We start from the raw sequence: 15,458 nt of genomic DNA on the forward strand, positions 1-15,458 counted from the left end.
GCGCGCTCAGCGCGGCGCCTTCTGCTCCGCCTCCAGGAACTGGCTGGCTTCGTCGCGGGTCTCGAAGATGTGCGGCGCGACGCCACGCCGGGTCAACGCATCCCCGAGCTTCATGCGCAGAAACACGCTCGTCGTGTAGCGCGAGACGGTGTTGTAATAGCGGTCCATCAGATAACGGACCATCCGCGCGTAGTCGTCCGCGACGTCCTCCGGCATCTCGAACGTATCGTAGTTGACGATGACGTCCACCCGCCGGCCGATGGTCCTGCAGCGCCGCTCCACGCTCTGCCGCACCACCTCGACGTCCCTCCGGCTGCGTACCTGCATGCCGGCGAAGTTCAAGAATAGCGTCCCGCGTTTGTCGTCGTAATGGATCCGCTCCTCCATGCTGAGGTGCAGGAACTCGGCGCGGAGGGCGAGGGGCTCGGCCTGGAAGATGCGCTCGTCCATGAGCGCGGGCCCCTCCGGCGGCAGGAGCGGCCGGAAAGCCATGTGCGCCAGGATATCGTCCTCCAGGTCCACGCCCGGCGCGATCTCTGTGAGCAAAAGGCCATCGTCGGTCAAGCGCAGCACGCAGCGCTCCGTCACGTAAAGCACCTGCTGCCCTCGCTTGGCCCCATACGGTCCGCTGAAGGTCACCTGCTCCACGTGCTCCAGGAGCTTTTTGTGCCGACCCTCGCGCAGGATGCGCAGCACGCCATTGCCGACGGCCACCTCCAGCCCGTCGCTCGTGAACGTCCCCAGGAAGACAACCTTGCGCGCATTCTGGCTGATGTTGATGAACCCACCCGCCCCGGCCAGCCGCCCATTGAAGCGGCTCACGTTCACGTTGCCTTGCCGATCGCATTGCGCCATGCCGAGAAATGCGACGTCCAGGCCCCCACCATCGTAAAAGTCGAATTGCTGGTGCTGCTGGATCAACGCCTGCGTGTTCACGGCCGCGCCGAAATCCAGCCCGCTCGCCGGGACCCCGCCGATCACCCCCGGCTCCGTCGTCAGCGTGACCAGCTCGAGCACCCGCTCCTCGTGCGCCACCGATGCCACGCCCTCCGGCATGCCGATTCCCAGGTTCACCACCGAGCCCACCGAGAGCTCGAACGCAGCGCGGCGCGCGATGACCTTGCGCGCATCGAGCGGCATGCTCACCACGGCGTCCGGCGGGACGCGCAGCTCGGACGCGAAGGCCGGGCTATAGGCGGTGGCGTAGGTCTGCATGTGGTTCTGCGGCGCGGCCACCACGACGCAATCGACCAGGATGCCTGGGATTTGCACCTGCCGCGGGTGCAGCGTGCCCGAGGCGGCCACCCGCTCGACCTGCACGATGACGATGCCGCCGCTGTTCTTCGCCGCCATGGCCATGGAGAGGCCGTCGAGCACGAGCGACTCGCGCTCCATCGTGATATTGCCCTCGGGATCGGCCGTGGTGCCGCGCAGGAAGGCGACGTGGATGGGGAATGCCTTGTAGTGAAGCCACTCCTCGCCGTTCAGCGTGATGAGCTCGACGAGGTCCTCGACGGTTCGCGGGTTGATCTTGCCGCCCGATTGCCGGGGATCCACGAACGTCGACAGCCCGACCTTGCTGAATACGCCCGGCCGCTTGCCGGCGATCTCGCGATAGAGCTGCGAGATACAGCCCTGGGGGAGGTTGTAGGCCTCGATCTTGTCGTGCAGGGCCAGGCGGCTGAGCTTCGGCACGAGGCCCCAGTGGCCACCGATCACGCGGCGCAAGAGCCCCTCGTGCCCCAGGCGGTTCAGCCCGCGCTCCTTGCCGTCACCCTGGCCGGCAGCGAAGACGAGGGTCAGATCACGCGGCGCGGAGGTGGCGAGGAAACGCCGCTCCAGGGCCGCGAGTAGCTCGTCGGGCGTGCCGTTTCCCACGAAACCCGCGTTGGCCAGGGTGTCCCCGTCACGGAGCAGGGTCGCAGCTTCGTCAGCGGATACGATTTTGTTCTTTGTCATGGCGCATCCCCGCGTATCCAGCGGCTAAAAGAAGAGAAAGCCCGTGAGCTGTGCCGCTTCGTTGCTGGCCTTCACCCCGTCGGCGTATACGTCATCGATATGCGCGTAGTCCAGGCCAAAGCGCACCGCCGGCGAGGGGTCGACGAAGAAGCCGACCTCGTAGAAGCTCTCGTGATCGCGCACCTTGGCGGGGTTCGGATAGGAGCCGGCGTCGTGTAGCTGCGAGCGCGAGACGTTGGCGAAGAGCGCCACGCGGCCGCCCATGAAGGGCGGGTAATACTCCACGCCCACGAGAAACGTGGTCCAGCGCGGCAGTCGCAGCTCCCCGTTTGCGTCATAGACGGCCAATCCCGCGTCCACCGTGGAGGTGTACATGGGTGCCGGCGTCGCCCCGGTGGGGTTCGGCAGCGCGGCGTGGCTCACGCCCCCGTTCAGGCCGGTGTACATGTCGTTGATCGAGCGACCGGTGACGAACTCGCCGACCAGAGAGAGGGAGTTGTCCTTCTTGTCCTTTTTTGCCGGGATGATGGGTAGGTAGGCGCTGGCGGCGAAGCCCATCCCCGTCGCGGTGCGCGAGCCGAGGGGTTTTTCTGCAAATTCCGGCACGCGGAAATAGCGGAGATCTCCCGAGAGCCCAATGGAGGCGGCGGTCAGGGCGGTGGACGTCAAATAACCCGTGTGCCAGCCGGTCCATTTGTTGAATACCAGCCGCACGCCAGCCTGGCCCTCCGGGACGGCGCTGTCGCGCGCCGGTGGCCGCACGGCTGCGGCGGCGATCTCGACGTTGACGGGCTCGGTCTTGAACGTGTGCGAGAGGCGGAGCTGTATCGTGCGGGAGAAGAGCTCGCCCACGAGGCCAGGCCATTGCACGATGGCGGGGAAATAGTGCGGCTGCCAGCCGAAGAGATCCCAGTAGTGCCCGAACATGACGTCGACGATCGGCGTCTCCATCTTCAGGAAGGCGTGGCGGATGCGCAGGTTCGCATTGACGTAGAAGCCGTTCTCCGAGATCGTCGAGCCCACCGTGCCCGTGGGACCCAGGAAATCGGTCTCGATCACGCCGCTCACGCGCAGGTTCGGCAGCGGCGGCGCCTGGATGCGCAGGCCAATGCGGGTGTCGCGAATGGTGGCCTGAAAGCGCCCGTGCTGGCCGGCGTAGGTATCGGGGCGGGCCACCGGGAAATTGCTGCTGAAGTCGGGGAAGCTCTGGGTCGAGTGGTACATCATGTCGGCCTGGACGTACCCGTAGAGGGTCGTCTTCCAGCCGGCGAACGTGATGGTGGGGCTGCTTTCGGCGCGCGCGGCCGCGAGGTCATTGAGGTCCTTCTTCGCAGCCTCGTATTCCTCGGGCGAGATGAGGCCTTTGTCGGCCAGGATGCGCAGGGTGGTGAGGCCGAAGACTGGCTTGGGCGCGGGCCTCGGCGCGAGCGCCTGTGACGGCGGCGCGGGGACGAGCTTCGTCGGGACGCTCGCCGGATTCGTATCCACCACGCCGCCCGGGGGCGCGGGCGGCGCGGGCGCGGGCGCGGAAGCCGCGGCCAGGGCGTCCCGGCCGAGCGTGGCGAGGACGCAAAGGGTGAGGAAATGCAGACCGGTCGCGATGCGCATGGCAAGACGCTCCTTCGAGGGGTCCGAGGGGGGCGCGGCGCGCGCCCGGCGGTCCATCAGTAGATGTGAAACGTGTAATAGAAGGCGATGACCACGAAGACGGCCGCGGTCTTGATGAGGGTCATGGCGAAGATGTCGCCGTAGGATTGGCGGTGGCTCAGCCCGGTGACGGCGAGCAGCGTGATGACCGCGCCGTTGTGCGGAAGCGTGTCCATACCGCCGCTGGCCATGGAGGCGACGCGGTGCAGGACCTCGGGAGGGATCCCCATTTGCGTGGCCTGCTCCAGGTACTGCTTGCCCATGGCTGCCAGGGCGATACCCATGCCGCCGGACGCCGAGCCGGTGATGCCGGCGAGGGTGGTGGTGGTGATGGCCTCGTTGAGCAGGGGATTGTGGATGGCCTGCGCCATGGCCCCGCTGATGGCGCGGAAGCCCGGCAATGCGGCAATGACCCCGCCGAAGCCATACTCGGAGGCGGTGTTGAAGGCCGCCAAGAGCGCGCCGCCCACGGCCACGGTGGCCGCCTTGGCGAAGGGGTCGCGCACGCGGGCGAACGCGGTGATGACGATGGCGCCGATGCCGACGAGCAACGCGCCCTCGACGGCCCACAGCGCGATGAGCTTGGAGGTATCGAGCGCCGCGACGTCCTTCACGCCGACGGCCGCGAAATCGAAGCTCGGCCCGTAGACCTTCGGCAAGAGGCGCGTGAAGACGAGATTGAGTACACCCACCAGCACGAGCGGCAGGAATGCGACCAGCGGATGGATCGATTTCTCGTCGGCCTTCGCGGGCTCGCCCTCCTCCGCGCCGAAGCCTTCCCCGCGGTCCTGGGCCTTCTTGCGCTGGTAGGTCAGGTAAGCCATGCCCGCGGTGAAGACGAAGATCGCGCCGACCAGGCCGAGCCAGGGGGCGGCCCAGGTCGTGGTCTTGAAGAAGCTGGTGGGGATGATGTTCTGGATCTGCGGCGAGCCGGGCAGGGCATCCATGGTGAAGGTGAAGGAGCCCAGCGCGATGGTGCCCGGAATGAGGCGCTTGGGAATGTTGGCGGCCTTGAACAGCTCCAGAGCGAAGGGATACACCGCGAATGCGGCCACGAAGAGAGAGACGCCGCCGTACGTCAAGAGGGCGCAGACGACGACCACGGCGAGGATGGCGTTGTTCTTGCCAATGAGGCGGGTGACGCGCTGGGTGATGGCCCGCGCGAAACCTGAGATCTCGATGAGCTTGCCGAACAGGGCCCCCAGGAGAAAAACAGGGAAGTAAGGCTTGAGAAACCCCGCCAGCTTCTCCATGTAGATGCCCGAGAAGAAGGCCGGGACGAGGGACGGGCTCACGCAGATGACGGCCAGCAAGGCGGCGACGGGCGCGAACAGGATCACGCTGAAGCCGCGGTAGGCCACGAACATGAGGAAACACAGGGCAGCAAGGGTCGTGAGGACGTCCATCGAGTGACCTCCGCGAGGGCCGCGTCCCCACGGGCAAGGGGGGCGCCGCGGCAGCATGTTCGGCGATGGGGCCCCGGTGACCAAGTGACACCGACTTATTTGGCGGGCCGCGGCGAGAGGGCGCGCCGAAGAAACAACTTACTTGTGCAGGTAAGATCCGACGCCGTCGCGTGTCAGGCGGCCGGTTTGGCGGGGCGCGGCCGGCTCGCGTCCCCGCCGAGGACGCAGAGCGAGACGCCCGCGGAGAGCCGCCAGCCCTGGGGCGTGGTCTCCACGACCTCGCGCCCGGGCAAGAGCTCCTGCAGGGCGCGTCGCAGGCGTGTGATGGCCACGTAAATGGTGTTGCGATGGCGCAGGGGATGGTACTCGCGGCCCCCCCAGACCTCGTAGAAGAGGCGCTCGGCGCTGTAGACGCCGTCGTTGGGTGCGAGATGCGCCAGGAGCGCGCAGAGGATCGGCCGGCCAGTCACCTGATCCTCGCGTCCTGGTGCGCGGATCACGGTGCGCCGTAGGTCGACGACCAGATCATGGTGGCCGAGGGCCCGGTTTGCGCCCTCGGGGGCCGCGGGGCTGTGGGGAGCCGCCGCCACGACCTCGGCCGGCGGCAGCAGCCCGAGCGCCCGCAAGAGCGCGGCGATCCCCGGGGGACACGGCTCCACGTCCGCCGGGAGCGACCGCGCCGCGGCCGTCCACGAGAGGAGGCGTCCCTCCAGGCTCTCTGCAGGGCGATGCCCCGTCCTTGTCGCGTCCATGCGCCGCAGCGCCGCCGAGAGCTCCGCCCGCGCCCGCCGCTCGTCGCCGCGCCGCCGATACAGCGCCACCGCCACGAGCGGCGCCCACGGGAGCGCATGCCCGTGCCGCTCGCTGAGCGCCTGGGCGAGCCCGAGGTGCTCCTCCGCCTCGCCAAGCAGCGCCGCGGCCGCTTCGCCCTCGGCTCGAACCCCGAGCACCAAAAGCGCCGCCGCCCTCACGAGCGCCGCCTGGGCCTGCGGCTGCCTGCGCCCGCGCGCCTCGTAGTAGACCTGCGCCCGCTCGGCCCGCTCGTCGGCGCCGGCTGCGTTGCCGCAGAGCAGCAGCACCTCCGCGGCTGTCAGATCGACCTCGCGCCCCGCCTCGGCACCCTGTTGCCGCGAAAGGCTCGCCGCCCGGTCGAGGGCCGAGAGCGCCGCCTCCGACTCTCCGCGCAGGGCGTGGAGCTGGGCCCGCAGCGCCTCCGCCTGCGCCTGCACCAAGGCCGGTGCCTCCGGCGGCATGACGAGCAGTGCCTCCGCCTCCTTCCACCGAAGCGCCCCGAGGTGCACCCGCGCCTTGAGCACCGCGCAGTGCGGCGCGAGGCTCGCGAGCCCCCCGTCCGCCACCATCTGCGCCGCGCGACACGCCGCCGCGTGCGCCCCCTCCAGGTCACCCAGCCCGAGCAGCGTGAGCCCCAGGCAATGGCTGGCCACGGCCGCCGGCAGGAGGTCGCCGTGCGAGAGCAAGTAGCGGTGCGCCTCGTCCAGCGCGGCGCGCGCCTCGAGTAGCTCGCCACGCGCGTGGTGCACGAGGCCGCGGAAGAGCGCCGACGCCGGAGCCGGCAGCGCCGACGTCGCCGACTCGTGCAATTGCAAGCGCTTGAGCAGCGCTGCCGCGGCGTCCACCTCGTCACAGGCACAGCGGGCGAACAGCTCCAGCATGGTGAGCTGGGCGCGCTCGTGCTCTGCCCCCTTCCCGCTCGCCGTGCCCCCCGCGGCCTCGGCCGCCGTGCTCGCGCCCTCTTCGAACCGCCCTTCGGTCAAGAAAGAAAGCGCCCACACCCATCCGATGCGCGCCTGGTCTTCCGGCGCCAGCGCGCCGTGTTCCGCGAGCGCCGCGCCGAGCCTGCTCCGCGCCGCCGCCCCCTCGCCGCGCAGGGCCTGCACGCACGCCCGCTGCAGCGCGACGCCGAGTTTTTCGCGCGGGTCCTTTGCCGCCCCGAGCGCCTCGTCGAGCAGCGTCGCAGCGCGGTCGAGCGCCCCGGTACGCCGCGCGATCGCCGCCGAGAGCCGCAGGTAGCGGGCCACAAGCGGGGGCCGCCGCCCCTCGGCGCCGAGCTCATCGAGCAGAGCGCGCGCCTCGGCCACGCGGGCGTGGCGCAGCAGGATCGTCGCCGTGTGCAACACCACGGCCTGCCGCTGCTCCGGCAGGGCCTTCTGCAGCACCGACAGCATCGGCAGCGCGAGATGATCGAGCGCGGCGCGGGCCATCGGGCGGGCATGGCGATCGAGCGCCTCCCAGGCCCGGGTGGGCTCGCCCGCGTCGAGAAGGAGCTGCGCCGCCTCCACCACGTCCAGCGAGACGTCCGCGGCCCGATCCGCTGGGGCTGCATCGGCCCGCCTCAAGAGGAGCCGCGCCGCGTCGCGCCTCGCCTCCGCGATCTCCTCCGGCGCCGCTGCGCGTCGCAGGGCCTCGCGGATGAGGTCGTGCACCATGATGACGCCGCGATCGACGTCGATGAGGAAGCGCCGCGACAGCTCCCACAGCGCCTCCTCGCCCGGCAGATCCGCGGGCGAGAGCCGCCCGCGCACGTGGCGCGCCAAAAGCAGCGTGCGTCGTAGCGCCGGGGACAGCTCCCGCAGGGCGGCGGCCAGCGAGTCGCCGTCGCGGCGCGGGGCGTAGCGCAGGTCCGACAGCTCGCGCCGCACATAAAAGGGGCTGCCCCCGGAACGCGCGAGCACCTCGGCCGGATCGGGCGAGCTGAGACCGAGGACGTGGCTGAGGTTCGCCACCAGCGTCTCGGTGGCCTCGCGGCTGAGCGGCGGCAGTCGGCATATCACCGGCGGCGGGGTGCCTTCGGGCAGCAGGAGCTCCAGTCGGGAAGCGACGAAGAGCCGGCTGCGGGAGACGTGCCGGGCCAGGTAGCCGAGCACCTCGGCCGTGGCCTCGGCGTCGAGGTGGTGGACGTCGTCGATGAAGACCAGCGCGGGGCGTGCGGACAGGGCCCTCGCCACGGCAGAGAGGTCGTCGGCGAGGCTCTCGTGGGGCTCGGAGGCGGCCGCGGAGAGGCGTAGCCGCAGCACGGAGAGCAGGTGCTCCCAGCGCAGGCCCGCGCGTGCGGCGAGCGCGATCGTCGAGGCGCGGCGCAGGGCGGGCAGGGAGCGCGCCTCCTCGACGATCTTGTAGACGAACTCGCTCTTGCCGATGCCGGCGACGCCGTAGACCAGGAACAACGGCTCGCGCGGGAGCAGGGCGCGCACGCGCGACAGCTCCGCCTCCCGCCCCACGAAATCGGTCACCGCGCGTGGGAAGGGAAGTGCGTCATAACGCGACGTCTCCGCCGTGCGCATGTCTCATGAATTGTGAACCAGAAGAGTGTGCCGTTCGTCAAGGCCATTCCCGAGCCCGCGCGAGCGTTGACGCCATTTTCCTACCTGTTTGACGCGCATTGCCGCGGTGCGTCTCTGGCGCTCCGCCGGGAACCTGCTCGCGCGGGGCCAGGCGTTCAGAAATCGATCCCCGCCGCGTCGAGCACGTCGTTTTTGGGGTCGGTCGCCACCGTGCCCGAGGGCTTCGGCGCGGTTCCGTCCTTCACCCAGGTCACGAGTGCGTCGAAGGCCCGCTCCACGTAGGGCTGCATGGGCGTGAACAGGTCGGCGGCGCCCTCCTCGCCGGGGGTCCCGTCGAAGTCGAAATCGATCGCCCCGTCCGAGTGAAGGTCCACGTGCCCCCCGTATGCGATCACGTAGAGGCGGTGCATCTCGGGCGAGCCATATTTTTCGACCGCTGCCTTGTAGGCCACGCCGTGCGCGTCGAGCCCGAGGAGCGCATCCGCGTCGCCGTGCAGGCTGATGAGCGGCACGGAGAACTCGCCCGTGTTCGCGTTCGCGAGCGCATACCCGACGCTCTCCTCCGTCCAGCCGCCGTCCGGGGCCTGCGGGATCCACGTGTAGAACGGCGGCGGATCCACGGCGTTCGGCTGGAAGGTGCTGTAGGCGCTGCTCGCGGCGAGGTCGTGGCCGAAGAGCTCCGCCCGGTAATAGTATGCGGTGAAATTGAAGTACCCGATCCCCTTGAACGAGGGCACCTGGGCCTTGAGCGCGTCGAAGAGCGTGTTGTACGCGCCCCAGATCGGAGCCGAGTCCGGCGTGAAGCCCGCGGCCGTCATCTCGGCGTGCGCGGCCGAGAACGGCGGGCTCTCCAGGTACGCCTGCGGAGTCGTCAGCGTCGCCGGATCGTAGGCCCAGCGCATCACGAGCGCCGCGCGTTCGTTCGTGCTGACGAGGTGGTTTGCCTTGGCGTACTCCGCGGGCGTCACCTTGCCATTCCCGTCGGTGTCGAGCACCCGCGCGTCGGGCCAGTAGGCGCCTGACCAGTCGACCCCGCCATCGAAGAGGCGCGCCTCGCCCGCCTTCACGCGCGCCGCATCGATCTCGAGCGCGCGCCGCACCTGGTAGCCGCCGTTCGAGAGCCCGGCCGCGAAGATCCGCGCTGGCTTCTTGCAAGCGACCTTTTCGAGCCGGCCCGAGGCCCACGACGCCATGTCGAGCATCATCGCGCCCCAATGCCGCGTCGGGTGCGTCTTCGAGAGGAGCGTCGCATTGCCATCGGCCCCGCCGTTCGTCTGGCCCTTGTTGCCCGACACGTACGCGTAGCCGCGCCGGAGGATCCACGGCGCGATCGTCCCGTCGCTCGCGAATTCATTGCGCGTCCCGGGCGTGCCCGCCACGACGAGCTCGCCGTTCCAGTTCGTGGGAACCTTGAGCACGATCTCCTGGCGCCGCTCGCCGTCGCTCCCGGCCACGACGAGCGTGCCCGTGATCTCGAGCCCGGCCACGTCATCCTTCGGCAGTAGCTTCTGCGAGTGGAGGATGGTCGATTGGACCTTTTTGACCTTCGCCTGCTCCTCGGGGGACAGCGCGTCGAACTCGGGCGTCCCGGCCTTGAGCGTCCAGTAGGTGATGTGCGCGAGGCCTCCGTCGCCGCCGCCCGCGTACTCTTTGCGGGTCGCCCCCTCGAGCCCCTCCTCGAGCCCCGCGAGGCCCGTCGCTGGCGTACAGGTCGGACCCGCGTCGCATTCGGCGCCCTGGCAGGTCGGGTTGGGGTTCGTGTTCTGCGGTGGATCGTTGCTGCAACCGGCGACAAGCAGCGCGAGCGATGCGAGGAAGAGTGGGGTGCGAAGAGCGATGGTTTTCATGGGGGCGGCGCGAGCGTAACAAGGCGCGCTGCACGTGAGAACTCCCCACGGCTGCTGGGTGGCTATCTCTCGAAGCAGTCGCCCCTCACCGCAACGTCTGCGCCTCCCCGAGCGCTTTCCCATGTGCACGTTCGATCAGCGGATTCGCCCGAACGGCTGCCTCGAAGGCCTCGACCGCCGACCTCGCCGCTTCCCTCCTGCCGGACGCCTCCTTCGTCGCCCTCGCCCGCGCGAGCAAGAGGCGCCCGCGGGAGGCCAGGGCGCGCGCATCTCGGGGGTTTTTGGCGAGCGCCCGATCGACCATCACGAGGCCTGCGCGGACATCCTCCCCCGGATCCTTCTTTTGCGAGACATGCCACTCGGCCGCGAGTGCATACGATTCCGCTACCACCGCGAGAGGCGCCGGATCCACGAGCTTGTCGGTCATCCACGTTTTCAGCGGGGCCCGGACCGCCTCGAACGTGGCGTTCGTCGCCTTCCCTTGGGATACCGCATGCCGCGCCGCCACGAGCTCCACGTGCGCGGCCCCCACGGCGATCTCGAGCTTGTGGGGAGAGCGCACGGTCGCCTCGCGCAATGCAGCCCTCGCCCTGGCGACGGGCTCCTTCGGATCAGCGCCCTCACCGAGTTGCTCCTCGGCCCTCAGCGTCGCGACGAGCCCGGTCATTGCGGCCAGCGTCACGCTATCCGGTGCCTCCTCGCGCAAGATGCGAAGCTCCTCGTCCGCTCTTTCGAGCGTCTCACGCAGAGGACCACCGGTCGCGAGGGCATGGCGGGTCATGGCGAGGAAAGCGCGCGCCCGCAGCTCCGTGAGCCCGCCGTACGCCGGGTTTCGCGCCTTGGCCGTGGAAAGGGCGCCGAGCGACGCTTCGAGCCATTTCATCGGCGACTGGCCTCGATCGAGCTCTTGCTCTGCGCGCTCCAGGTAAATCTGCGCGCGCTTGTCGTGCGCCATGACGTCGCGCGGGCGCACCGCGAGCACCGCGTCGAGGGCACGCTCGGCGCTCTCGATCCTCGGTGCGACGTCGATCCCGCGTCTGCGCTCATCCATGGCGCGCAGGTGGTACACGTACGCCGCCGAGTCGTGCAGCGTCGGATCGTGCTCGAAGATGCCCCGCGCCTCGTCGTAAAGGCGGTCGGCGCGATCGAGCGCCGAGGTGGCGTCCTCTCCCCGGTCGAGCAGCACGATGGCTCGCGCCCGCAATGCGGTGCCGAGCGCGCCGTACGCGATGAGGCCCTTGGCGGACAGGTGCATTGCATCCTCGGCGATGCGAATCGCCTCGTCGGCAATGGATGGCAAATCGCCGGGCGGAGCGTCGGAACGCGCCGCGCCAAACGCGTAAAGCGAATACAATGCGGCACGCGCGGCATGGGCTCGGCTGCTCGATGGGTCCACGAGAACGAGCCGATCGCACGCCGCGCGGCCCGCCTCGAAAAAGGGGCGTGTCGAGGCTTCCTTGCCGAACGCCGCGTACATGAGACGTGTCCGCGCCCCGCACACGGCCTGGAGGACGCGCGGGTCGCTGCGGGCGATGTTCTCCGCCGCGGCGTAGGCCTCGAGCGCGGCGTTCATTCCCGCGTGCATCTTCTCCCACCAATCGTGCTCCCCGCTCGACCAGTGCCGCGAAGCGATTTCGACGAGCGCGTCCGCCTCGAGCTGCTTGGCCTCGTAGAGCAAGGGGGCGCGCAAGAAGGCCTCGCGGGCCTTCTCGACAGCCTCTTCGTGGCGCCCCTCGTGATACGCCACGAGTGCCGCGGCATACGCGGGATGCTGGATGCGCGCCGGCTCGGCCGCGCGCAGACGCGCGAGCGCGGGCGTGTAGTAGCGTGCTTTGAGCCCCTCGGCCTCGGCATTCTTTTGCTCCTCCGCGACGAACGATTCGGAGCGAAGCCGAAAGTATGTCCCGAGCTGCGCAAGCGCGAGGGCATACCCGAGCTCGGGCGATGCATATCCAGCCGCCTCGGCCTGCTCGAGGTGCATGCACGCCTGCTCCTCCTCGCCGAGCGCGAGGTATGCCTTGCCGAGCGCGTATTGCACCGTCCCTTCGGAAGCGGCGCCAACCTTGGCGACGTGGTGCTCGAGGGACCTGATTCGCTCGCGCACCACGGCCCGCTCCCGCTCGATGTCGTGCGGCGGCATCTGGTAGGCCGTGCGCATGAAAAGCTCCATGTCCGTGAGGAGCCGCCCAATGTCCTGCGCGAGCTCCGCCTGCGCCGCGGCCTCGCCCTGCTCACGCACGTGCACGCCGCCCGATCCGAGCACCAAAAAGCCGAGCGCCAGGGCACTCGCGCGCGCGTGCTTCCGGGCCTTGCGGCGCAGCGCGGCCCCGAGCCCCGCGCGCCTCGCCTCCGGCACCTCGCCATTGAGGAACCGCGCGAGATCCTTGGCGAGCGCTCCGGCCGAGGCATACCTCCGCGCCGGATTGCGCTCGAGGCATTTCATGACGATCGCCTCGAGCTCACGTGACACGCCCTTCGCCACGTCTCTCAGGGTAGGGGGGTCCTCGTGGGACAGACGCGCGAGAATCCGGAACGGATGATCATCGACGTAAGGCGGCCTGCCCGCGATCGCGTCGTACAGCGTCGCCCCGAGACCATAGACGTCCACGCGCGGATCGACGACGCGCGACGATCCGCAAGCGGCCACCTCGGGAGCCATATATGCAGGTGTACCGAGGCTCGGAGACAACGTGTGCTCCGAGCCTCGTTCGACCTCGCGCGCGAGGCCGAAGTCCACGACGTAGGGCCGGAACGAGCCGTCCTCGCGCGCCTCGACGAGGATGTTGCCGGGCTTGAGATCGCGGTGCACGAGCCCACGCGCGTGCGCGGCTTGCACCGCGTTCGCGACCTTCTGCACGAGCTCGATGAGCTGGCGGAGGCTCATGTGGCGCCGAACGCTGGCGAGCGGCTCGCCATTGACGAGCTGCATCACGATGAACGGCTCGCCCTCGGCTTCGCCGACCTCGTACACGCGACAGATGTGATCATGCTCGACACGGGCCTGCGCCTGTGCCTCTGCGAGGAAGCGAACCCAGGATGCGGAATCGCTTTCCTTGAGGAGCTTCAAGGCCACGTCGCGCCCGAGGCGTGGATCCCGCGCGCGGAACACCACGCCCATGCCCCCGGCGCCGATGCGGCGGATGTCCTGGTAGCGAGCATGGAGCGCGAGCGGGACGGTGTCCCGGCGTGGCGTGCTGGGAACGACCGCTGCCGACATCGTGGTGGGCACGGGCAGCGTGGCGTCGAACACGAGATCCAGCCTGCACGTGGAGGCGTCGTCCGCCCGTATTTCCTCCAAGCGCTGCGAGCTCACCATGACAGAACGTTACGTTACCATGGGCCGGATGGCACGGCGGTATTTTTCGTTCTGGACGGACATGTAATGTTGCCCTCCCTACGCGTCCCTGCACCGCAACCCGAAGCGCTCCACGCGCCTGCGCATCATGATGCGCGTGATTCCGAGCAGCCGCGCTGCCTCCGACAGGTTACCCCGCGCCATGGCGAGCGCCTCCTCCACGAGCGCGCGCTCCGTCGGCTCGAGGGCTGCGAAGCGCGCCGCCAGCGATCCACTCGGCGGCGCTGACGCGGGCTCTGGCGGCGAGAGCATCCGGCCGAGGTTCGCGCTCAGGTCGTCGAGCTCCACGACGGCCCCTTCTGCCTGGACGACCGCGCGCTCGACCTCATTGCGCAGCTCCCGCACGTTTCCTGGCCACGGGTATGCCGAGAGCGCCGCGCGCGCCGCCGCCGAGAAGCCCGTGATCCGCTTGCCCACGTTGAGCGCCGCGGCCTCGAGGAACGTCTGCGCGAGCAGCTCGATGTCGGCCCCGCGCTCCCGGAGCGGCGGCACCTCGATGTCGAGGACGTTCAGGCGATAATAAAGGTCCTCGCGGAAGCGCCCCGCGGCGATCTCCTGGCGCAGGTCCTTGTGGGTGGCCGCGAAGACGCGCACGTCGACGCGGATCGGTGCCTCGGCGCCGAGCGGCAGGACCTCCCCCTCCTGCAGCGCGCGCAGCACCTTGGCCTGCGCCGAGAGGCCGAGATCGCCAATCTCGTCGAGGAAAAGCGTCCCTCCATCCGCGAGCGTGAACTGACCCCGCCGCTGCTGGGCCGCGCCCGTAAAGGCCCCCTTCTCGTAGCCGAAGAGCGTGCCCTCGATCATCGTCTCGGGGATGGCCGCGCAGTTGACGACGACGAACGGCCGACGCGCCCGCGGAGACGCCGCGCAGAGGGCCCGTGCCACGAGCTCCTTGCCTGTGCCGCTTTCGCCTCGAATCAGCACGTTCGCCGCCTTTGCCGCGGCGCTCTTGGCGATCTGGGCTCGAAGCTTCTGGATCGGCGGGCTCTGACCGAGGAGCTCCTGGAGCGGCCCTTTCCCCGAGGCCGCCTCGGCGAGCGCGTTCGCACGCTGGAGCCGCTCCGCGCCGTCGAGCGCAGCGGCGAGCATCCGTGCGAAGGCGGTCAAAAAATCGAGATCTTCCTCCCCAAAACGTGCTTCATGGCCCCGATCGTCGACATACACGAAGCCCATCACGCGACCCGCGATCTCGAGCGGGGCGCCCATCGCCGACAGGATGCCCTGCCGTGTCAGCGTACGCGGCGCCTTCCGCTCTCGACCATCTCGCACGATGACCGCCTCACGACGCACGAGCATCGCCTGTAGCATCGTGCGACTCACGACAATTTGTTCCGTCGCGGGTCCGTGGGTCGGCGTCCGTGTGACGCGTCGAAGCACGTCGCGCCCTGGCCCCTCGACGAGCGCCGCCATCACACGCTCCCCTCCGACGAGCTCGAGCACGGCTTCGAGCATGTGGCCGAGGAGGGCCTCCGGATCTTCCAGGGTGCGGATCGCCCGCGTCACCTCGTAGAGCAACGCGAGCCGCTTGCTCGGTCGACCGATCTCCAGGGTCTCGTCGTTCTGCGCCGTCCGGACGAGCACGATTTCGGCGCCTTCCTGCTCTTGAAAGACGAGCCGCACCGTCCCGATGTCGATCACGTCGCCTTGGGTGAGCCGGGCCTCTTTGACGCGCACACCGTTGACGAAGGTGCCGTTGGCGGAGCCGAGATCCCGGACCCACCAGCCCTCGGCATCGGGCTCGAAGCGCGCGTGTCGGCGCGAGACCTGCTGATACCGGAGGGGCAACTCGCTCTCGGCGTCCCGCCCCGCGACGAGCGACGCTCGAAGCTCGATCGCGACGGGGCCTTGTCCGGGCTCGAAGGTGACAAGCTGAGGCACGAGAGTCACGATGCCAGAGCCGTTGTGGGCATGTCGAGGGTTCTGGCCCCCCGAGTCGGCTCGC

7 protein-coding genes are annotated in these 15,458 nt (G+C 69.4%); all 7 read right to left on the reverse strand.

What is annotated here, in order from left to right; all coding sequences use genetic code 11:
• Positions 1 to 6 precede the first annotated feature (6 nt).
• On the reverse strand, positions 7 to 1,959 hold the full coding sequence (locus KEG38_RS16945; RefSeq protein WP_272420583.1) for an acyl CoA:acetate/3-ketoacid CoA transferase: 1,953 nt from the start codon (positions 1,957 to 1,959) through the stop codon (positions 7 to 9).
• 24 nt (positions 1,960 to 1,983) lie between these two features.
• Positions 1,984 to 3,567, reverse strand: a complete 1,584-nt coding sequence (locus tag KEG38_RS16950) for a hypothetical protein (RefSeq protein WP_272420584.1) — start codon at positions 3,565 to 3,567, stop codon at positions 1,984 to 1,986.
• A gap of 56 nt (positions 3,568 to 3,623) precedes the next feature.
• Positions 3,624 to 5,012, reverse strand: coding sequence for a GntP family permease (locus KEG38_RS16955; RefSeq protein ID WP_272420585.1), 1,389 nt, complete (start codon positions 5,010 to 5,012; stop codon positions 3,624 to 3,626).
• A 173-nt stretch (positions 5,013 to 5,185) separates the two neighbouring features.
• Entirely contained in the window at positions 5,186 to 8,314 is a 3,129-nt protein-coding gene (locus KEG38_RS16960; protein ID WP_272420587.1) for an AAA family ATPase, read from the reverse strand.
• A 155-nt stretch (positions 8,315 to 8,469) separates the two neighbouring features.
• Positions 8,470 to 10,161, reverse strand: coding sequence for an alpha/beta hydrolase domain-containing protein (locus KEG38_RS16965; protein ID WP_272420598.1), 1,692 nt, complete (start codon positions 10,159 to 10,161; stop codon positions 8,470 to 8,472).
• A gap of 85 nt (positions 10,162 to 10,246) precedes the next feature.
• Positions 10,247 to 13,477, reverse strand: coding sequence for a serine/threonine-protein kinase (locus tag KEG38_RS16970; protein WP_272420599.1), 3,231 nt, complete (start codon positions 13,475 to 13,477; stop codon positions 10,247 to 10,249).
• Between the two features lie 78 nt (positions 13,478 to 13,555).
• On the reverse strand, positions 13,556 to 15,394 hold the full coding sequence (locus KEG38_RS55535; protein ID WP_272420601.1) for a sigma 54-interacting transcriptional regulator: 1,839 nt from the start codon (positions 15,392 to 15,394) through the stop codon (positions 13,556 to 13,558).
• Between the last annotated feature and the right edge of the window lie 64 nt (positions 15,395 to 15,458).

Origin of the sequence: Polyangium jinanense (assembly GCF_028435265.1) — a bacterium.
Taxonomy (GTDB): domain Bacteria; phylum Myxococcota_A; class Polyangia; order Polyangiales; family Polyangiaceae; genus Polyangium; species Polyangium jinanense.